Origin of the sequence: Chitinophaga chungangae (genome assembly GCF_017742215.1) — a bacterium.
GTDB classification, from domain to species: Bacteria; Bacteroidota; Bacteroidia; order Chitinophagales; family Chitinophagaceae; genus Chitinophaga; species Chitinophaga chungangae.
Genome location: NZ_JAGHKP010000001.1, coordinates 669,080 through 690,552, shown reverse-complemented (window position 1 = coordinate 690,552; position 21,473 = coordinate 669,080). Strand labels below are relative to the sequence as shown.

Sequence of the window (21,473 nt, the reverse complement as noted above, 5' to 3'; positions counted from 1 at the left end):
GCCATGAGCATCAAAGACGAATTTATTTCCTTCATACACCAGCTGCAGAACGATATCTGCCACGGCCTCGAAACGGCCGACGGCAAGGCGAAGTTCCGTGAAGACCGCTGGGAGCGCGCGGGCGGCGGCGGGGGCATTACCCGCGTGATCGCCGATGGCAACGTATTCCAGAAAGGCGGCGTGAACACCTCCGTGGTGCACGGCACGCTGCCCGCCGTGATGGCGCAGCAGTTCAACGTTGCAGACAACAGCAGCTTCCTGGCGGCGGGCATTTCGCTGGTCATTCATCCCCAAAATCCCTTCGTGCCCACTGTACACGCCAACTGGCGGTATTTTGAGCTGTACGGGGAAAACGGTGAAGTGAAAGACAGCTGGTTCGGCGGCGGCGCCGATCTTACGCCGTATTACATTTTCGAGGAAGACGGCGCACATTTCCATCGTACCTTTAAGGATGCCTGCGACCCGTTCGGCAAAGAACTGTACCCGCAGTATAAAAAACATTGCGACGAATATTTCATCAATAAACACCGCAACAACGAAGCGCGCGGCATCGGGGGCATCTTTTACGATTACCTCCGCCCGCAGCCTGAACGCACGGCGGAAGACCTCCTGAAATTCCAGGTGGCGGTGGGCGGTTCGTTCATCGCGTCTTACCTGCCGCTGGTGAACAAACGCAAAGAGCTGCCGTACACCGAAGCGCAGACGGACTGGCAGGAATACAGGCGCGGCCGTTACGTAGAGTTTAATCTGATACACGACCGCGGCACGCTGTTCGGCCTGAAAACGAACGGAAGGATAGAATCCATTTTGATGAGCCTTCCGCCCAGGGCCCGCTGGGAGTACGACTTTCAGCCCGAGCCGGGCAGCGAGGAAGCCAGGTTGCTGGAATACCTCAAACCGCGTGAATGGGTAAAAGATTAGCAGACAACATAAACAGAAAGTGATGATCAGAAGAAACAGAATCTTACGCACGACCCCTGCCATCCGCGCGATGGTGGCGGAAACCATTTTGACGCCCAACGATTTCATCGCCCCGTTGTTTATCACGGAAGGAAAAGGCGTGAAAGAAGAGATCTCCTCCATGCCCGGTTATTTCCGCCATTCGCTGGACGGTACCGTGCAGGAAACAAAAGAACTCTGGAGCATGGGCATCAAAAGCGTGCTGCTGTTCGTAAAATGTGCGGATGAACTGAAAGACAACAAAGGCACCGAAGCCCTGAATCCCGACGGTCTTATGCAAAGGGCCATCAAAGCCGTGAAAGACGCTGTGCCCGGCATGGTGGTAATGACGGATGTGGCGCTCGACCCCTTCTCTTCTTACGGTCACGACGGCATCGTGGAAAACGAAGAGATCGTGAACGACGCGACCGTGGAAGTGCTCGCGCAGATGAGCGTAAGCCATGCACAGGCCGGGGCGGACGTTGTGGCGCCGAGCGATATGATGGACGGCCGCATCCTGGCAATCCGCGAGGCATTGGAAGAAAACAACTTTACGAAGACCGGCATCATGGCCTACAGCGCCAAATACGCCAGTTGTTTCTACGGCCCTTTCCGCGACGCGCTGGATTCCGCGCCCGGTTTCGGCGATAAAAAAACTTACCAGATGGATTTCGCCAACGCCCGGGAAGCGCTGCGCGAAACGCTGATGGATGTGGACGAAGGGGCGGACATCGTGATGGTGAAACCCGCCATGGCTTACCTGGACATCATCCGCCTCATTAAAGACAGTGTAACCCTTCCCGTGAGCGCTTACCACGTCAGCGGCGAATACGCGATGATCAAAGCCGCCGCCAAAATGGGATGGATCAATGAAGAAAAGGCCATCATCGAAAGCCTCACCAGCATCAAAAGAGCCGGTGCGGACCTGATCGCCACTTACTTCGCAAAAGACGCGGTGCGCCTGTTAAACCAATAAAAACCTTATTCCGCATGTATACCAAAAGCAAAACATTATTCGAGAAAGCCCGGCAGGTAATACCCGGCGGCGTTAACTCGCCCGTGCGCGCCTTCAGGAGCGTGGGCGGCACGCCCGTGTTCATGCAGCACGCGAAAGGAGCTTACATGTACGACGTAGACGGCAACCGTTATATCGATTACATCAACTCCTGGGGCCCGATGATCCTTGGTCATGCCTACGAACCGGTAGTAAAGGCCATCCAGGAATACGCGACGTATTCCACTTCGTTCGGCGCGCCTACCGAGCTGGAAATAGCCATGGCGGAGCTGATCGTAAGCATGGTGCCGAATATCGACATGGTGCGGATGGTGAACTCGGGCACGGAAGCCTGCATGTCCGCCCTGCGCCTGGCCCGCGGCTTCACCGGCCGCAATAAGGTGATCAAGTTCGAAGGCAATTACCATGGCCATGCGGATTCGTTCCTCGTGAGCGCGGGCAGCGGCGTTGCCACCCTCGGCATTCAGTCTGTGCCCGGCGTAACGGCCACTGTGGCTGAAGACACGCTGAGCGTGCCTTACAACAATCTTCCCGCGGTAGAACAGCTCGTGGCTGAATACCCCGAACAGATAGCGGCCATCATCGTAGAACCGGTGGCCGGCAATATGGGCTGCATCCTGCCGCAGCCGGGCTTCCTGGAAGGCCTCCGCACGCTGTGCGATACGCACGGCATCGTGTTTATCATGGACGAGGTGATGACCGGCTTCAGGCTGGCGAAAGGCGGCGCACAGGAACTGCTCGGCGTAAAAGCGGACATCGTGACATTCGGCAAGATCATCGGCGGAGGCATGCCGGTAGGCGCTTTCGCGGGCCGCCGCGAGATCATGGAGCACATTGCGCCTTCGGGCAAAATATACCAGGCGGGCACGCTCAGCGGCAACCCCATCGCGATGATCGCGGGTTACACGCTGCTGAAAACGCTGCAGGAACGCCCGGCCATCTACACACAGCTGGAAGAAAAAACTTCCCAGCTGGTGGCAGGCCTCCGCGAAACGTTCGGCGCCGCCGGCGTAGTGTACCAGATCAACCACATCGGTTCGATGATGAGCGTGCATTTCGCGGAATATCCCATCGTCGACTTCACCGCCGCTTCCGGCGCGAACAACGAACTGTTCAGGCGTTTCTTCCACGCCATGCTCGAGAGAGGCGTATACCTGCCGCCCAGCGCATTCGAAAGCTGGTTCATCAGTCATGCCCTCGGCCAGGAAGACATCGAATTTACCATCAATGCCGCCAAAGCGTCTATGCAGGCGATCAAATAAGAAGTTAACGATCAAGATCAATCCAGGAATGTGAAGAGTGGCCCCGGTACTTGCCGGGGTTTTTCCATAAATAAAAATGTCCCGGCGCTTGCGGGACATTTTTATTTATGCGTTCGTTTTTGTTCAGAGATGATGGGAGAACAGCCATGGCAGCAGTTCCGGTTCGGCGAAAGCATTGTCCCAACTGTTGTGCCCCACGCCCGGGTATTCCGTGTAACGCACGTCGGCGCCGGCTTGTTTGAGCAGTTCGTAAAATTTGCGGGAAGAGCCTGGCGGCACTACATTATCGTCGCCGCCGTGGAAGATCCAGAGGGCGGTATTTTTAGCGTAACGGTTGCTGAGCGTTTCGTTGCCTGCGCCGCAAATGGGGAAGGCCGCCGCGAAACGCGAAGGGAAACGCGACAACATGTCGAACGTGCCCATGCCGCCCATGGACAGGCCGCCCACGTACACGCGTTTGGTGTCTACGCTTTTGGAAGCGAGCAGGCTGTCGATCAACTTGTATAAAAGCATAGAAGGCACGGTGGGCGCGGCTTCCGCGGGAAACAGGAAGCCGGTGCGGTTGCCCGCGCTGTCCAGCTGCGGGCGAAGCGTGGCCCAGGAAGTATTTTTAGCGCATTGCGGGAAAATCACGATAGCAGGAAACTCCTTGCGCACGCTGTCTTTCAGGAAAAGCGCGCTGCCGTGCGTGAGCTGCGCCTGGTTGTCGTTGCCTCTTTCGCCCGCGCCATGCATAAATACGACCAGCGGGTATTTTCTTACGGCGCTGTAATTTTCAGGCATCAGGATGCGGTATGGCAGGGTATCGGCGCCGCGGAGGAACAGTTTTGCTTCAAAATCCTGCGCCCCGGCAAGGAAAGGGCAACACAGGAACAGGTACAAAAAGATGTGTCTCATGGTGCAAATGTGGGTTTAAGCCCATTAATTTACAATTTTCCGCAGGTCTTTTGCTTTATGTTCCCAATAATATCCTTTAGTTTGACTAAAATTTAACGTGCTGACGTTCTCTTTCGTTTCGATCTGCACCCCTTTGAACCGGTTGCGGTACTGCAGCGCGAAATACACGGCGCCCTGCGGCGGCATGGCCATTGCTTCGTATTCCAGCTTCACTTCCCGCTCCTTTCCGAAACGAAAACCTTTAAAACTTTGCAGGTATTCCCAGCGGTCTAGCAGCTTTTCGCCGGTACGGTCGAAATGATAATAAAATTCTCCGCCGTACATGGCTACTTCAGCGGGTTGCAAGGCCGGCAGCAGCCAGATGGTGATAGTTTGATCGGCATGGCAGCGCACGAACTTGTTGAAACGCACGTACGATTTCCCCAGCCGTGAGCCGGCTTCAGCATACGCGGCGTTGATCGCTTTGGAAACGGCAATGAGCAGGGTGCTGTCCACCTTTTCTTCCTCCACTATTGCGATGGAATCGGCTTCGATGATGCGGTAATGAATGACGAGATCGTAGCGGTCGTCTTTATATTTCCCGTAAACACCATTCCAGAGGCTATCCGGCCCGCGGAAGCAGAACCATTCGCGGCCCATGCGGGCGAGCAGGTCGTTGTCTATATGCGTAACGAGGTCAGACATGCGCCAGGCGGCGCTGTCGTAGGCCAGCATCCATTCTGCCGTACGCACTTTATCGTTGAAATCGGCGATGGGAAAGGTCTTTACGGCTGGCTGCGAAAAATTCAGCTGCAGCAGGAAAAAGGCCAGGAATTGGAGGGTATTCATAGGCAAGGCGCTAATTCAACCCAAATATATGAAATTAATAACACATATGTCATGTAAATTACCTGATCCGGGAAAACAGCCATGCATGTAATTCCACACATTCCACAGTCAAAGGCTTGTAAAACAGCGGTGTAGGCGGATGGCATAATCTTTTCACTATTATTTGCGAATCGAAAAACCGAAACAATGAAAAACCTAACCACATTATTATTGCCGCTGGCCATTACCGGGCTGTTCGCCTGTAACAGCGGCGCCAACCGCAATGCAAACGATACGACGACGGCAGCGGACACGGGCATTACGCAGGACCTTGCGCAGGACGTGAACAAGGATATGCTGGAGGGCGATAGCCTTCGCGGCGATTCCAAAGCCATGACGGAAGCGGCTGAAGACGGGCTGTGGGAAGTAAAAGTATCTACCGACGCGCAGACCAAAACTACCAATGCCGGCGTGAAGAATGTAGCCAAACACATGCAGGAGGCGCATGAAAAAGCGAATAAGGAGTTGATGGACCTTGCAGGAAAGAAAAACGTGATTTTGCCGACGGCCATTTCCGATGCGAAAGCTAAAGACGTTTCGGACCTGTTTGCAAAAAGCGGCACGGATTTCGATAAAGCTTATTTAGAGGAATTGAAAGACGCGCACGAAAGAGCCATCAACCTGTTTGACAAAACAGCGGCCGACGCAAATGACCCGGATGTGAAGGCATGGTTCGGCAAAACGTTGCCAGAGTTGCGCAAGCATTTGGACATGATCAAAAAAGAACAGGAGAAGATAAAATAAGAGTTTACTCACTTTTTCTCAATAAGGGTGGCAACTTCAAGCCTGAGATTACACCTTTAGAACCTGATCCGGGTAATTCCGGCGCAGGGAAATGGGAGAGTGAAGTAGAGACTCCGGCCTTTTGGGGCCGGAGTTTTTTTGTCCGTGAATTACATGATATACCAGCCGGAACCCATCCCGACCAGCCGCAGCACCTGGTTATTGTCGGTTAGTGTTGCGGAGGTTTGACCGTCTATTTTTTCCGAGCCGTACGGGGTGAGCGTTACAACGTTCGCTGCGTGTACCTTTTTAAACATCAGTACCCGGCCGACTGTTGAAGGAGGAAGAGCAATCGTGATATTCTGGAATTGTGTATTCATCGCAAAGAAGTATCCTTTTTTTCCAATCGTATGGTTCATTAGAAGGAGCATAAAATCCATTGTCACAGCCCCTTCCAGCCGGACACCCGGACTCATGCTCGTACTTGCCCCCACGGAGAGGGATGCGCTATCAACCATGAGCAGCGCCCGACCAACATCCAATTGCATAGACACCACCCGTGTACCCGAACTGAGCAAATCCCAGTTACTTTGCCCACCCTGCAGGAGCAAACTGGCTTGCGTGTTATTTTGACCACCGACAACGCTGACCAAATTCCCTTTTGCTCTGAATTGATTCAGCGAGTCCAATGTCAAACTATAAGCACGGCCGCTTCCAAGCAGAACCCGGTTACCGGTTAGCGTTCCATCTGCTGTATAGATATTTGCGCCTCCTCCTGAACCGGGTGCCGATACGCCATAAGCTACCCCGTTCTTCACATATATCAAACTATCCCCGCTCCTGTATATCGAATCTATCCCGCCACTCAAGCCGGAGAGGCTGGCAATATCAAGCGTATCCTGCCCGGTGATCGCGATCTGGCTGCTTCCGACGGTTTCCAGCCGGATAGGCCGGAATTCAGTGCGTCCGTTGCCTTTGTTGAACAGGTAGCCCGATACGCCGCGCGTGCGGTTTTCGATGATCAGTTCCGCGGTATCGCATACGTTGTAGATGCGCACGCTGTCTGCTCGGATCTGGTATACATGCTGTGAATATGCATTGGTAGCCAGTAAGAAAAACAAGGCGAAGAGCCATTTGATCCTTTTCATAGGTATTAATCTTTATTGGTTTTGATCCGGACCGGAGCGCCAGGGTTGGTCAATTGATAAGCACCCATGCGCCGCCAATCACCTGGATGGTTTTTAAGCCTGCGAGAGTACTGGTGGTAGTTGCGGATGCCGGGACTTCGATGCTGTAGTTGGTGGTCCAGCTGGCGCCGCCGGCTGCGTATATTTTGAGGATGCGGCCTTCTGCCTGACTTGGGTCCGGAAGCGTGAGATTGTTAGCGCCGCCCGGGTTCGGCGAGGTGAGCTTTACTACATGATCGGTCGCCAATATCTCATAGCTTGTTGCGGTCGCCGGAAGGGCGGTATGCTCATAAATAGCGCTTTCTGTAGTGGTGGAACCTTTAACAAGCAAATTTATCTTGGTGGCCTCCGGGAATATAGAACCTATTGTTACCTGGTTTTCCAAAGCTACCAACAGGTCGTCTCCCATGTAATTCTGAATTTTAACAGTTGACCCTGAGATATATGCATCGCTCAATGCACGAACGTTTACTATTCCGTTTGATAATACATCCAACTGTGATTCGCCCATTAATACCGGCACCTCCCACCCCCAGGGAGTTGTGGGTATCGATAAATATCCTCCCCCGGCATACATTTTTGCCTCAGTCGTACTCACGTTAAAACCATTGAATCCTACAGCTGCACTGAGCTCAAATTCCGCGGTTGCCCACAGGCTGGAGGTGGACGCCAACGTCAGCACACTGGCATTGGATATGGTCGTTGCAGTATTATCGACAACAATCCTGTCCGTTCCGGATTTCTGCAGGCGCAGGCTTTCCCCTGCCCCATTGATCTTGCCGCTTTCCATCGAACCGCTGGCGCCTAAGTTTAATGTCTGGTTGGAATTATCCCATTTGAAGCTGTCTGATCCGCCGAAAGCACCGGCATTGTTAAATTGCACCTGTCCGTCCAAGCCGCCCGGGGAGCCTGAGCCACCGGTCTGCGGTGCATAAACGGCGTGTTGACGGCCATTTTTTTGGTACCGGATGCTGTCTCCTGCGCGGAAGATCGTATCGATTCCTGCCGCGATTGTGCTGATATCGATCGTATCCTGCCCGGAAATGGCCAGCTTGTTGTCGCCAATTGTCTCCAGGCGTAATTGCCGGAATTCCGTGCGGCCATTGCCTTTATTAAATAAAAAGCCGGATATGCCGCGGGTACGGTTTTCGATGATCAGTTCCGCGGTATCGCATACGTTGTAGATGCGCACACTGTCTGCCCGGATCTGGTACACGTGCTGTGAATAAGCATTGGTCGTTAGTAAGGTCACCAGGGCCAGGAGCCATTTTATTTGTTTCATAGGGCATTAATCTTTTACTAATTTGATCTGGGCGGAGCTCCAGCGAAAATAAAAACCGTTTAATTTTTACAGCCTATTGCCTTCCCCAGGCACGATACTATCACCTACATATTTTTGATCCTCAAAAGGAGCCGGATATGGCAAGGACATCAGATACGCAAAATCCAGTTCCTCAAATAGTTCATCCATAAAATCGGGCGATACTTTTTTATAGATTGAAGTAAAAAAGGCTTTAATTGCCTCGTACATTAACGTTATCGTCTTACGATAGGGATCTTCAGATTTCAGGATCGCCGTATATGATACAAATACCTGGAAGATCTTTAATCTTTCAGCTTTTACCGTCCTGGCTGTTGCAGTCTGCTGAAACAAAACGCCATTCAGCTGAAAACGGGGGCCGTCCTCAATAAAAAACATGGATAACCGCACATTCCACTGGCCATCCAATATGATCCGCTTTTCCTTTAGCACACGTTCGGTAATAAAATGCTCCAGGTATTTCGCGACCTGATGTGAAATCGGCGGCCTGGCCTGATCCACAGCGTTCTGAGATATAAGAAATTTAGCGTTCATAAATGGTTTAGAATTTTAAAAATTTACTTAATGCCGAAATGGCCCTTGCGCTGAGCCCTGCACGGCCAAACGATCCCACAAAGTTTTTAATATGCGCCACATTCCCGATAGGAACACCAAATTTTCTTGCATGTGCGGCAATTGCAGTTGTTTCAATATCAATCATCGCCCCTTTGGTCACATTATACACTTCTGACATTTTGTGTATAACCTCCAGATGCGGAGCGTACTTTTTTATTTTCGCCAGCTGTTGCGCCAATCTCACCGGAAGCCCCTTAAATTCACCTGTCTTGCGAATTCTGCCCGCATCAGCTATTCCGAACTTGAACGTTTGCCCGTCAACTATGATCTCATATAAAACAAAAGCTCCTTCCGCAGCATGGGTATTTAAATTCAGCATCTTTGCCCCTGCCAATACTCTTGCCGTTGTACCGCCTACTCCTGATAACTTCTGGTGAACAACCCCTTCTACTTCAAGATGTCTGGCGTCCTGCACTTCCATCTTCAGGGACTGCGCAGCGTAAGAATAATTGAGATATTCGTTGTTATATTCCTGAATAATGCCGTGAAGTTCCGTTAACCTTGCTGAAATCTGGGCCGCCATATAATCCGTCTGGCTTCCAAAAACAGCCCCGGATGCCATATCCGGCACCCAGTAGTAGGGATTCCAGAACATGCCCAAATCCACAACATTCTTCTGGTTCAACAGGCTTTTCATCTGGTTGATGGCGTCCGTATATTTCTGATAGGAAATACCAAGCTCCTCCATTCTCTTCAGGCTATAGTCCATTACGCTCTTATACATAGAGATCCGCGCCGCACTTGCCGTATCGGAATCTCCATTGACATCCACCCTGTCTATCGGACTATTGGAAAAAGCGGCATAGGGGCTCTCCCATTCCTTAAAAACGGGGTCAATATTCCACCGTCTTCCAATTCTGGAATCATATTCCCAAAACTCAGCCGTATAGACGTTGCCGTCTCCGTTCAGGTCATCAGCCTTTTCCTGCCCGTTAAAACCGTACCTGTATTTATCCGTCTCGAACCCTCTTCCGATCATCTGCATACCAAATGGATAATAATCCTGGGCGGAAAGAATGTCAGGGCGATAGCTGGAAATCATTCCATCACCGGCAGTTATTCCTATCTTCCGGTCTGTTATGGTCGCCAGAACATTGCCCAAATGGTTGCTTAATTCAAAGATCTTTTCTCTTCTCGCAAAACTACTATTAAATCCCGTTCCCAGGGCTGGCAATGGAACTACATTGTTACCTTCCCCTGTTTCCACATCAAGATTAACGTTCACTACGCCCAGTCTGCCGTTACCGTACAGGTACACCTCCCGTTGCGTAAGTTTGCCGCTATTAAATTGACTATCGTCCTCAACATACAGGCTCAGCACATTTCCTCCTGCGTCCCGTATATACCGTGTTTCTTTTCCGTTGATTACCTTACCTATCCTTCTTCCTGAAAAGTCATACTTGTATTCAATTACGGTACCGTCTGTTTTGGTTACCTTGCTGACCTTCCCGCTTGTATTCCATTCAATGTTTACTCCGGCTTGCTGATCTGCTATGAGATTACCCACTTTGTCATAAAGATAATTTCCCGCCTCTTGCTGATCAATATCTTCAGCATAAGCCGCCCCCGGAATAGAATCCGTAATGTAATCAAGCTGATTGGTCCCGGGTTTGTAATGATAACGGAGACTATCCATACCCAAAGGCTTATTCATCCAGGTATGATTACCATTGCGTTTGTATCCGAGAATATTCCCATTCGGATCATAGGCTATTCTTTCAGCAAAATCGGGAACAGCAACAGGCGACCATGTATTATTGTTTGAATTCAGGTTTCTTGATACATCGTATTTTGTAAGGCGATTCAATGCATCGTACCGGTACAGGTACAAAAGCGGCTCTCCCAGCTTTGGTATATTCACGCTGATCGCGCTGATGCCTCCATTATACATCGGGCTTGTGGCGCTTCCTAAAAGTGCAAAGGGCGTTTTTCCTGAATTAACAGGCTGATAGTCTTCATTTCCAAAGTAATTCAGTGAAAAACCGATCGCGTCTTCCGCCGTAATCCCCCCCGGGTTGCCATCGCCTCCCATATCAAATTCTGGCTTGAGCGTTGTTGCATTCATCCCCTTCAACCAGCCCTGAAGGGTATAGGCGTAATCCAAACCCTGCACCTGCTGCTGACCCAACACAGCCCTTGCCAGTAAGCCGTGCCTATAAAAGAGGTAATAAGCATCATTTTCCCAATACACGCTATCCCGGCTGGTTTCCACATTGATCAGATTATCTTCCGCATCGAATGAATAACGATGATAAAATGCATCTGCCTGCCCAGGCTGATAGTTTATCTGCTGAACATTTCCATTCAGGAGATCATATTGATAGGTAATCGTCTTAAATCTATTGGAATGATCGGATGTTGTTTTGGAGTTGTAATCCTGGATCAATGTCTTAACATTTCCGAGAATATCATAATCATAAAATGACCCGGAAGCTCTTTCACCCGCGGCAAGATCTGCAGCGTTGTCGTATACCGCCGACCACGAAACCCGGTTCCTTAGATTTTCCGCGTTCAGTGCCAACCCGGCAAATGGCGTATGAGGCACGTCGTACACTATTTTTTTGATCTGCGTTTTGCTTCCGGCGCCATCCGCAAGCCACTGTCCAAACATATCGTTGTTACGGGAAATGCTTTCGGTCATGGGGGTGGAGCTCGTCACCTCGCCTGTTTCTGTTGTGCGGCCTATGAAATCGTATAACGAATAGCTATAGTTATTTGCGAGCAATTGTTCCGCATCCTGCGAAATTACCAGGCGTACTAATTTGTCGTACCAAAAACGGCTGAGGCCTGCATCCGGGGATTTTCTCGCTATTACTTTATTTAGCGTATTGTAACGAAACTCCGTTGCCATCGTATGACCCGGCACCAGCCATTCCCCGGCCTTTCTGGCGGCTGCCACGCTATCCAGCCAGCTTCTTTCCCTTCTTTTGTTTACACCTGCCGGAGGCACTGTTTTCACCAGGTTACCTGCCTGATCGTAATAATAAAGGGTATAGTGATATTCCGCGGAAGTGTATGTTACGGAGAACTGCTCCAGCGCTTTTGCAGACAGCGCGGTATTGATATATCCGGCCACAAAATCATTCTTCACCGAGTCCACATAATTCTTATACTTCACAGATCCTGCGCTCACGGCAAAATACGTGCTATCCGCACATGCCGTGATGTTTTCCAGTGCCACCGGCGGGAATACCGGCGCTGCATTTCCGCAAAGCATGATGCGGTCGCTCACTTCATAGCAGCTGTCCATACCCGGGCAGTTCATTACCAGCCTTTCCGGGGTTACGGCTGTTTCAATAACATTCACCGTACTTACCTGGTTGGTGGAAATTGCCACGACCTCCTGGAAATAAGTTGCCGTTCGTGCGCCCGCGTATGTGATATTCGCAGAGCTGAGAGCAGCGACAGTATCAAGGCAACCGGAGCGCCCGTCTGCCCCAGCGAGCATTAGCAGGGCAGACTGTTCGTTGTATTCACCCGCTCCTGCCAGTGTGCCGTCAGGATCCTGGAGGATGCGGCGGATGCGGTCCGTTCCGCCATTGCGGGACTGTCGGGTCCACTGCACGGAGTTGTCGGTGCGGAGCTTATGCCAGTATACGTCCTGGTTAGATTGGGCGGCATAATAACCGCCGTCCAGTGCAGGGCTTACGGTAAAGGACCGCAGATCCAGGCTTCCCGGATTGTCGAGCCTGGTGATGTTCATAATAAAATTGCCGCTGGTAACGTCCATCAGCACCCCGTTGCCGTTGGTGCTGCCCATCCCGGTCATATTCACCATGGCGATCTTGTAACCGTTGGGAATTTTGAGGAAACCGGTCACTATATTGTCTTTTCCTTCCACATCAAACTGCGCCAGCTGGATCAGCGTTCCCGTGTTTTTGTTCATTCTTATCAGCAGCACATCATAATTGGCCGTTTCCCTGACAGAAGCCGCGGCAATCAGCGTGTCGTTGTGCTCAAGGATGTTGATCTCCTGTCTCGGGGCGATATACCCCACCCGGTTGAGCCATTTCATTTCGCCGTACGCGCTGAATACGCCCATGAGCCAGTCCGTATTGGCGGCGGTGCTATTTCTCAACCCTGCGAACCCGAAATTGCCATTCTGCAAAGGGAGAATATCCACGCCTTTGGCACCATGCGTCTGTCCGAAGTCGATCACGCGGTTCCATTCGATATTGCCGGCAGAATCAAGTTTGAGAATAGTTGCCGCACCGCGATCGTAACAATAGGAGAAGGTGTTACCGGTGATAATGAATCCGCCGTCGGCGGTCGTTTTCAGCCGGGCGAACTCATCATCCATTTCCGCACCGAAAGTTTTTGCCCAACGGAAATTACCGAGGCTGTCCGTTTTAACGAGATAACCGTCTTTGCCGCCTGCGCCTCTTCCGGTAGTGGAGCCAGCAAGAATATAACCGTTATCGGCCGTACGCTGGATGTCGTTGATCACATTATTGCCGCCATTGGTATAAGCGCTGACGAGCTTTCTGGATGCGGAATCGCCGGCAATACACACCATTTCACTGTGAACGGGATGGGGCACGTCGCAGCTATCCATAAAATGTACATATTCCCAGCCCTGTTTGCTGTAGCCGAAACGATTGTTCATGTAGCGGGTGAACAGGTCATTCTTTGCCGCCTGCGCTGAATCGTTCGTAACATAATCCGGCGCAAAGGAAGGATATTCGCCGAGATACTGCTGAAATGCAGTTTTTACTTCTTCGCAGCTCACACAAGGGGGCGCTGTGCGGCATTGGATTACTACCGGGATGGATACCGGTGACGGCAGGAAGTTGCAATCCGCCATACCACCGGGCGAACAGGCGTCTAACAGGATGTTGAGGTTGGCCTGGGATACATTGATTTTGCGGGTTCTGTTCAGATATGCGGCAAACGTGCTATCTGCAGAGGTTTTCAGCTTGTTATACTCCTGGCTGAACGCTTGCAGTGTACGGCATTCGCAATCCTCCGGGCGGGTATAACTAAGTTTGTCACCACCGGGTGGCTGTTTGCCGTAAGGCAGCGGCATGGTGATCAGTTGCGGGTTGCACCGAAGGGAATTGGCAATTCCGTGCTGCACATTGTATTCATTGATAACGTCTTCGAAGCTACGGTAGCGGTAAGTAGAAGTTGGCCTTACCGTGCCGGCGCCGCGGGGGTGATCGCGATCGGCTCCCTGGCGGCATACTTCCTTCAGCCTCGGGATGATAACGTTGTCAAGATCTGCCTGAGGATAGTTGCAGGGGGCAAGCTGCTGTACCCAGGCTGTTACCCAGGCGTCGCAGTTATCGCTGTACATCTGCTGCTCGCGCTGGTCGGCTTCCTGTTTCAGTGCCGCCTCTGACTGGTTCGTGCCGGTAAGATCGCCAACACCGCTCTGCGACAGCATCGAAGCCCGATCCTGAATGCGGGCCTGGTATCCCATAAGCGTCAGTTCAACGGCGGTGGAACCACAGCTTACGCTGTTCACTGCCTTGCCAATGATGTCCTTCCTGGCATTCAGATACATTCCCCTGAAGTGCCTCCAGGCCATATCCAGGTCTGCGGCACATTTAGCAATACTGTCAAATGCGAATTGAGGTCTGCGGTTGGCATACAAGCAGTCTTTGTCTTTGGGACCGCAGCTGACCATTGCACCGGCCGTACTCCAGGCTGAATAACCGGCAAAAGGTCCATTCAGGGACATGTTCAGCGCATTTTGGTGTGTAACAGCGAGCGGGTCGCTGCCTTTTGGGAAAGGAACACTGTCAAGACCGGTAGGGTTCAGGTAACCTAGCGCTTTCGCTTCGTGATAAGTATCAGTGGCTTCGAATCGTTTTTCCCAATCAATGCTTTGCCTGAATTTTTCGTACTCCAATAACCTGCAATATTCGGGATGGAAACGTAACAGATTTTCCGCCCATGAAGCCCTGAACATACTGTTGAACGATTCAGGCGTAAGTTGCTGCGGTATCCATCTGGATCCCGTCAATGGGTCTACAACGGTATCCTTCCTGCCGTTTTCGTCTGTATACAGAATGCCCGCCTGCTTATAAGCAGGTAAAACGCCGGGCGATGACTGGTAAAATATATTATGCAGTTTGTCCCTGTTCTCCAGGCCTGCGTATTGACCGGAAGGCGCCATCATGTCCATTACCATGAATTGCCGCATTTTGTCGATGATATTGGCTTTGCCGCAGAGATCGTCGCAGGCTGCAATAGCATTATTGTAGGCTACAAGCGCCTCGGAGCGGTAGAATACCGTATCTGCAACCGGAATGCCTGCTTCTGACATATACCGGCTACGGAATGAGGCCCAATCCCCGATCCCATCAAGACAGCTTTGGCAGTCCGGCACACAGGCGGCGGTGCGCTGCTCTATTTTTTCCTGTTCAATAAGCTCTTCCTGCGTGGTACATATATTGGAAAATCCGAACACGCTGTCGCGGTAATATTGTAATACTTCCTGGTTAACCGAAAGGGTTTTGGCAATATCGTAACTGCCCCTTTCCAGATAAATGGTAAAGTCCACCTCAATGGGCTGCGGCGCAGAACAGTTTACCAGCAGGCTATCCGGATGGAAGTTCCGGATAATCGTATCAAATGGTCTTCCTCCGAGGTGAAGATTGTCTACATCATCCGTGATCCGGATGCGCAGGTCATAAATCCCGTTATAACAAACCGTGTTGTTATTACAATCCTTTTTACTAAACACCGGCGGTATTAGCCGGTATTTAAAGCTATATACGCCCGCTTTGGCCACCGTTTGGGAATTGCGGCTTTCGATGGACATTTCCCTGATCATATTTTTTCCGTCGCCGGAAAGAGAATCAGTTACCTCGATCTCATCTTTTGTAGGCAGATCATCCAGTGAAGCGCTTTCGGGCGAACCTACCAGTGCGGTGGCCACCGTGCGTCCCTGCATGTCCTGATAATTTACGGCCACCTGGCCGTTGGGGTCCATCACGGTGTTCTTAAAATAATGATATGCCAACCCCGCTTCGGTGCCGAAAAGGGCGTCCAGCTCTTCCTGGGTGGGTGTGGTATAGAAGTATTTCGTTTCGTGATTGCTTCCCAGTTTAAATGTCGGCCCCAATCCGCCTTCCCGGGAAACCCTTCCGGTATTGTCTTGTGTATACTCTGTTTCAGCAAATGGCCTGCCTCCGGCATCCGGAATGAATTGATGTACGCCCGATGATTTCAGGGGGTTGTTGTCAGAATAATATTGGCTGGCGCCCGAGCTTTTACCCATTGGCGCGGCACTGCCGGTGAGATATTCTTCGGTGCCGGCGATATAATCGTAATGATCTTTATCGTATTCAGCGCCGTTAATATCCCTGTTAAAAAGCGGGGTATATTTAATAATTGTGTTGAGCGTGGGAGCCGGAAGTACCTGTATAACCGGGCGGCCCTGATAGTCGTAAAAGCTTTCCGTTACTACCGTTGTCTGGGAAGTATTGTCTTTTGTGACCACCTGTCGGTTCCGAAGGCTGCCATCAAAATATTCGGCCACCACGCTTTTTTTACCATTCTCGGCAAACGTGATACTCGCCTGCCAATTCAGCTTTCTTTCATGCCCTTCAAATGAAAATTCGCCCGTTCCCCCGGTAAACTGCGAGCTCCACGCTGTTTCCACCCGTTGTTCACCTGCCTTCACCTGTATTGCTCTTACCCGGAAAAACAATTTTCCGTTACCGTCAAACATCAGCGGGATAACATAGGCATTGTCTGTTATGCTTACCCTTGTGGCATTATTGTCAAACACCCGTGCCGGGTCTACCGGCTGGCCGAAACGCAGGGACGCAAGCGTGCTGGAATCCACATAGGCCCACTCCAGGTCGTAGGCATCAGCGCCCTGCACAACCGGCCAGTATACCTGCAACTCATCCGGCGTTTCGCCGGAAGGCATATTAAAAGAGATGGTTCTTATAGCATCACCGGTGCAGGACAGTCTGTATTGCGGCTGCACTTCCATTTCATTGTCGAGTTGCAGTATATCAATCATTTCCACCGGCGCGGCCAGATCCAGCACTTTTACCTTTACGCGGTGTGCATTGTTGAACACGAAACTGTTTCGCATGGTATACGGCTGCAGCGTGTCATAGTTGATCACAAGCGTACGGTCTACTGAATCGTGCACGCTTCCGCCGCCGTAATAATACAGGCGAACGGATGCTGTAGCCTGGAAATTTGCAGGGATATATTTGCTGGAGTATTCATTGATCCTGAAGGTGATGATATTCCTTACGTTGTAAGGAGTATCCAGCTTGCCCGCCAGCGCCGGGTTATAAAAAGCGCTGTCGAACACTTCCAGCACGGAGTCCTTAACAAGCTGGCCAGCCGCCCCGTCCAGGGTCTTTTTCAGTACAATGCTTTTCCGGTGCTGGGCACCGGCTGTTGTTGCGGCCAGCATAAAAAAGGCCAGCAGGGCTACAACAAGGGGATGTTTCTGTAAGAACAATTTCATAGGTTTCGGTGCTATAAATTGGTCGATGCTTTAAATATGGTATAATCCTGATAAGCGGCTGTGGTCTTCAGTTCTTCGCCTTCCCTGAAAAAGAAGTTCTTTTCATCGAACTGCGCCGCGCTCCATTCCGGTTTCCGGTATTTTTCGAAATACATGGAAACGACGACATGTTCCCCGAAATCGCCCGCATGCTCTGTGGAGATTTGTCCCAGGCTGCCGCCCCGGATCATTTCTGTACGGATCGTGTACCTGATTTTTTTCACCACGCCATCCACAGGATTTGTTTCCAGTTCTATCTTTCTGCATGGGCCCTGTGGGTCAAACTCCAGCTGTAGTTTTTTCCCGTCCGCTGTTTTTTCGACACTGAATTTGCGTACGCTGCCCTGGCCTATCATTGCGCGCATTTGCTGGAACGGGTCTGCAGGCGTCATAAAGAAAGCTTTTGAGAGGTACATCAGTTTATCATCCTTAAACAGCACGATCACATAACGGTTGTTGTTCACGCACACAACGTTAGACAGCTCGTACCGGCTGCCTGCTTTTGTCATCTCCATCTTTCCCTTTGCGGAATCGATGATAGCAAGCGGCCTGCTTTCATCCGCATAGGTGTATCGCATATCGAATGCCAGTTCTTTATCACGGAACATGGCCTGTACTTCCGTGATCTCTCTGAACAGCCTGCTGGTGTCCACCTGTTGCGCTCCCGCGCCCAGTGCGGATAATACGATCATAATAATTGCCGGTATCCTGTACATGTTTATTCTTTTATAAGTCCGCTCCTTGTTTCCTTAATGGTTTTAATGCCTCGTTCCGTTTCTTTTTTCACGCGTATCAGCACGCCGTCGTCGTCGTATTCGTAGAAGGTGGCGTAATTATTCTCATCAAGTTCGGCCATCATACGCATAGTCATAGGGTCGTAAGCATAAGATTTCATATTGGCATTGTATGGATGGAACCGCACGTCGTCGATAAAAATATCGGAGGTGCCGGTGGCGATGAAGAGGACCGAAATCTGTGAACTGCCGGCCGGCACGTCCACTGCATATTCGTAGCGCTGCCATCCTTCAATGATATTGCCGGATGGCTGTACGGTATGGATAAAGGTCTCTTCTCCTTTTTTGATCACCAGCTTCACCACGTTTGAACTATAAGCGGAACAATTGCAGTCAGCCTGTTCTTTCACCCATGCACTGAACAGTACCTTTTTACCGGTAAGGGGCGAAAAGGAAGGCAGCAACACGGTAGAATCCGCCTTCACGGATTTCAGCACGAGCCCTGGGGTGCTGCATTGCGCCGCGCCGGTAACGAATACCGGAAGGGTTGCGGCGCCTCCTGTGTCCGTCACTGCATGACTGGTAAACATGGTATCGCCTGCCGCAAGACGCATGGAGTACCTACCGGTATGGCGCTGGGTCGAATCCAGCATACCGAGGTAACCGCTAAAATCGAAACGGCGCCCTGCAGAACAATCCATTTCGCATACGTCGGAGGCGAGATCATAATCCTCGAATCCTTCGAACGCGGCTTCCCGGTACCGGCTGTTCTGCACCACCGCCACAGCCAGTGTATTCTCGAAGCCGTAGATCGCTGCGTTAAATCTTCCCAGCGGGTCTTTGTTTTCCAGTTCATACCCTTTTTTATTGAATAAGGTCGATTCTGTCGTCCAAAGCCAGCGGGTTGTATCCTGGCTTGCTTTCCAGCCATTCTGCTGTTTTTGCCAGAAACTGAGGAAATCCTGGTAGGTACCGTCTGTACGGGTATTGGTCGGCTGGCCGGGGTCGGATTCTTTCCGCGCGCCGTAATAAGCGTAGGATTTAAATGCTCTCCAATTGCCCAGCAGCCCGGCTGTATAAGGATTTACACTGGTATCGGTAACACTGCTGTAACAAATGCGTTCAAAGTCTGCAAGATCCAGCGTCACTTCACCACGGATAGTATCCTGGCAGATATCCGCGCTAATAGCCACTTTGAAAATACCGCGATGCTGCGGCCCGAGATCACGGATCACAGGGGCTTTCGCCGTATCAACGGCGCCATCGGGGAAGGCCCAACGGTAAGTAATGGCTGTTGTAGGCAGTTGTAACACATTCAACCGGGCAACATCGCCTACGCAATAGGTTTCTTTATCCAGCATAGCCAGCTGGGCGGTGGCGTAATCCAGTATCTTCACGGTTTGAACGGCGAAAGCACCGCAACCATCTACTACTTTTACATCATAGTTTTCGTTTACCATCAGTGAATACCCCGAACCGGAAAAGAACCTGCCAGTGTTATTGGCATCGAGGTAGGGCCCGTTGAGCCCGTTTCCCGCTTCGGCCAGCATATACTGGTAACCTCCGGTGCCATTGCGTGCATGTACCACGATACTGCCGCTGTTGGGTGCGCCCTGGGGACATATGAAGCCAGACGTGAGCGTTGCGTCGATGGCAATTCGTTTTGGTGCGTAGTTGACCACCATCGTGTTGTTGTCCCAGTCGCTGACACTAGTGGGAGAGGCCGTTACACTGATCTTGTAATTGCCTTCCGCGGGTAAAGTAAGGGGAGAGCCGGCCGGAACGATACTTTGGTCTACGATTATGCCGGGAGGGCTGGAGGTGATCTTATAATACGTAGGTCTGACCTGCCCGTGGAATTTTACGGTGCCGTTTCCTCTTACTGCCATGCCCCCACAGGTATCGGAGGTTGAATAATCCCATTCATAAAAGTATACATCTTCAGGTGCGATGTTCATATTGATATAATGGGAGCCGCACCGGTCCGTAATTTTCCAGACGTAATTGTTCGGTGTAAAAGGCAGGCCGTTATCTGACTCATAAAACAGGTAACCACCGCTGCCGGCAAATGGCACAACACGTCTTGCACGGTGGGTGGCAGGCGCCACCAGCTCAATCACGTCGCCTGCCGCCCACGAAAGGCCGGACCGCATATTCACCGTCACGAGCGCTGAATTATGCATGCCGTTTGTTTGAGCGGTAAAATAGATGCTGTACTGCGATGCCGGGTCCTCCGGTTGTATTACCAGGCTGTCCGCAGTGTACAGTGGATAATTATCCGCCGAACGGACGTCAATATCATAAATGCCATAAGGGAAACCCTGTTCGCTCCAGCCATTCGGGTCATATACCGTGAAGTTCCACTCCTGCAGGGTATTCCTGTTCCTCACTTTTATTTGCATGGGCATACAGAAGCGGTCTGACATAAAACTGAATATACAGGCGAGACCAAAATCGATATTACAGTTCTTAACCTGTGTTACATTCACGAGCGGCGGATTAACTGTGTATGGCAATATCCATATCTGCCCGCAGGGGGATTTGATATAATAGTTGATCACCTTCCCGTAAGCATAGGAAGCCGTTTCACCGGCAGGCAGGTCCAATAACAATGTATTGCCGTAATAAACATCGTGGTAAGCGGCGGGTGTCTGGCCCGGCCATGCAGCGCCATACTGAAAGCCGGACCCAGCGTAGACGTAACCTGCGTATGCGGAGGCGGACGATATGGGAGGAGACGGCACCACCAGTTTGTTGCAGTTCTGCTGCGTGACACTCATGCTATGCAGGTTCAGTGAAGTGAGGGTAGGTTCCGGAACGGTACCCATGCTTACTTCCTCCTCGGACCCTATGCCGCAGGAATCCGAAAGCACAAACGTATAATTCCCGGTAGGCAGGTCACCTACTATCAGTTCCAGGTTGCTGGAAAAAAATTCTGCAGCGCCTGTGTACGTTCCCGGTGCTGCGGTGATGGTTGCCCTGTAAGGTTTCCGCCCGTTGGTAAAAGTCAGCTTTACCTGTCCGGAGTTGCAGTTAGGGAAAGGGTCGCGAACCTTCAACGCGTCTCCGGAAAAAGGCACATAATTCCCGGGAACGGTCGCAAGTACCATAACAGAATCCAGCTGACCGCCGCAAATGCCGGATACCAGTACGGAATATTCTCCCGCCGCGAGGTTCTCGAACACCGGCGTGCCGATCTCAGGGTATTCAAGCCCGGATGCCGATTTCAATTTATACAGTTTGTTGGTCACGTTATCCTTATCCGGCCCCGTCAGCAATATGGTAATCTTACCGCTTGCTGCGCAGCGGGAGGAATCAGTAACGGCCTGAGCAGACCAGTCGCACTGCGCCCGGGCCGTTTTTACCGATGTAAGCATCCATCCGGATACCAGTATGACTATCAGTAATATTTTTCCGCTTATCCTCATAGG

General features: G+C 51.3%; 12 protein-coding genes and 1 riboswitch. Of the genes, 4 read left to right on the top strand and 8 right to left on the bottom strand.

Translation table 11 applies throughout. The features are described 5' to 3' along the window. Positions 1 to 3 precede the first annotated feature (3 nt). The 3 genes from hemF to hemL are packed head-to-tail and all read left to right on the top strand — an operon-like array spanning position 4 to position 3,216. Positions 4 to 921 carry an oxygen-dependent coproporphyrinogen oxidase gene (gene hemF, locus J7I43_RS03020; RefSeq protein ID WP_236023282.1) on the top strand — a complete coding sequence of 306 codons (918 nt, stop codon included), beginning with the start codon at positions 4 to 6 and terminating at the stop codon, positions 919 to 921. A 22-nt stretch (positions 922 to 943) separates the two neighbouring features. Beyond that, positions 944 to 1,915 carry a porphobilinogen synthase gene (hemB, locus tag J7I43_RS03015; protein ID WP_209143089.1) on the top strand — a complete coding sequence of 324 codons (972 nt, stop codon included), beginning with the start codon at positions 944 to 946 and terminating at the stop codon, positions 1,913 to 1,915. A gap of 14 nt (positions 1,916 to 1,929) precedes the next feature. Continuing rightward, a complete protein-coding gene (hemL, locus tag J7I43_RS03010; protein ID WP_209143087.1) occupies positions 1,930 to 3,216 on the top strand; it encodes a glutamate-1-semialdehyde 2,1-aminomutase in 1,287 nt (428 codons plus the stop codon). Positions 3,217 to 3,339: 123 nt separating this feature from the next. Here hemL and J7I43_RS03005 read toward each other — a convergent pair whose 3' ends face one another. Then, entirely contained in the window at positions 3,340 to 4,113 is a 774-nt protein-coding gene (locus J7I43_RS03005; RefSeq protein WP_209143085.1) for a carboxylesterase family protein, read from the bottom strand. 24 nt (positions 4,114 to 4,137) lie between these two features. Further along, positions 4,138 to 4,941, bottom strand: coding sequence for a hypothetical protein (locus tag J7I43_RS03000; protein WP_209143083.1), 804 nt, complete (start codon positions 4,939 to 4,941; stop codon positions 4,138 to 4,140). Between the two features lie 186 nt (positions 4,942 to 5,127). Between J7I43_RS03000 and J7I43_RS02995 the strand changes: the two genes are divergently transcribed. After that, on the top strand, positions 5,128 to 5,724 hold the full coding sequence (locus tag J7I43_RS02995; protein ID WP_209143081.1) for a DUF4142 domain-containing protein: 597 nt from the start codon (positions 5,128 to 5,130) through the stop codon (positions 5,722 to 5,724). Positions 5,725 to 5,737: 13 nt separating this feature from the next. Then, positions 5,738 to 5,831, top strand: a riboswitch (TPP riboswitch). A gap of 42 nt (positions 5,832 to 5,873) precedes the next feature. Here J7I43_RS02995 and J7I43_RS02990 read toward each other — a convergent pair. The 6 genes from J7I43_RS02990 to J7I43_RS02965 form a co-directional block, all read right to left on the bottom strand. Further along, entirely contained in the window at positions 5,874 to 6,851 is a 978-nt protein-coding gene (locus J7I43_RS02990; protein ID WP_209143079.1) for a hypothetical protein, read from the bottom strand. Between the two features lie 49 nt (positions 6,852 to 6,900). Continuing rightward, complete coding sequence (locus tag J7I43_RS02985; RefSeq protein WP_209143077.1) at positions 6,901 to 8,172, bottom strand: hypothetical protein; 1,272 nt, start codon at positions 8,170 to 8,172, stop codon at positions 6,901 to 6,903. 66 nt (positions 8,173 to 8,238) lie between these two features. Next, a complete protein-coding gene (locus J7I43_RS02980; RefSeq protein WP_209143075.1) occupies positions 8,239 to 8,745 on the bottom strand; it encodes a hypothetical protein in 507 nt (168 codons plus the stop codon). A 7-nt stretch (positions 8,746 to 8,752) separates the two neighbouring features. Continuing rightward, positions 8,753 to 17,269, bottom strand: coding sequence for an RHS repeat domain-containing protein (locus tag J7I43_RS02975; RefSeq protein WP_209143073.1), 8,517 nt, complete (start codon positions 17,267 to 17,269; stop codon positions 8,753 to 8,755). Between the two features lie 11 nt (positions 17,270 to 17,280). Continuing rightward, positions 17,281 to 18,000 (bottom strand): hypothetical protein, encoded by a 720-nt coding sequence (locus J7I43_RS02970; RefSeq protein WP_209143071.1) that lies wholly within the window; start codon positions 17,998 to 18,000, stop codon positions 17,281 to 17,283. 26 nt (positions 18,001 to 18,026) lie between these two features. Next, on the bottom strand, positions 18,027 to 21,470 hold the full coding sequence (locus J7I43_RS02965; RefSeq protein ID WP_209143069.1) for a hypothetical protein: 3,444 nt from the start codon (positions 21,468 to 21,470) through the stop codon (positions 18,027 to 18,029). Positions 21,471 to 21,473: the final 3 nt, after the last annotated feature.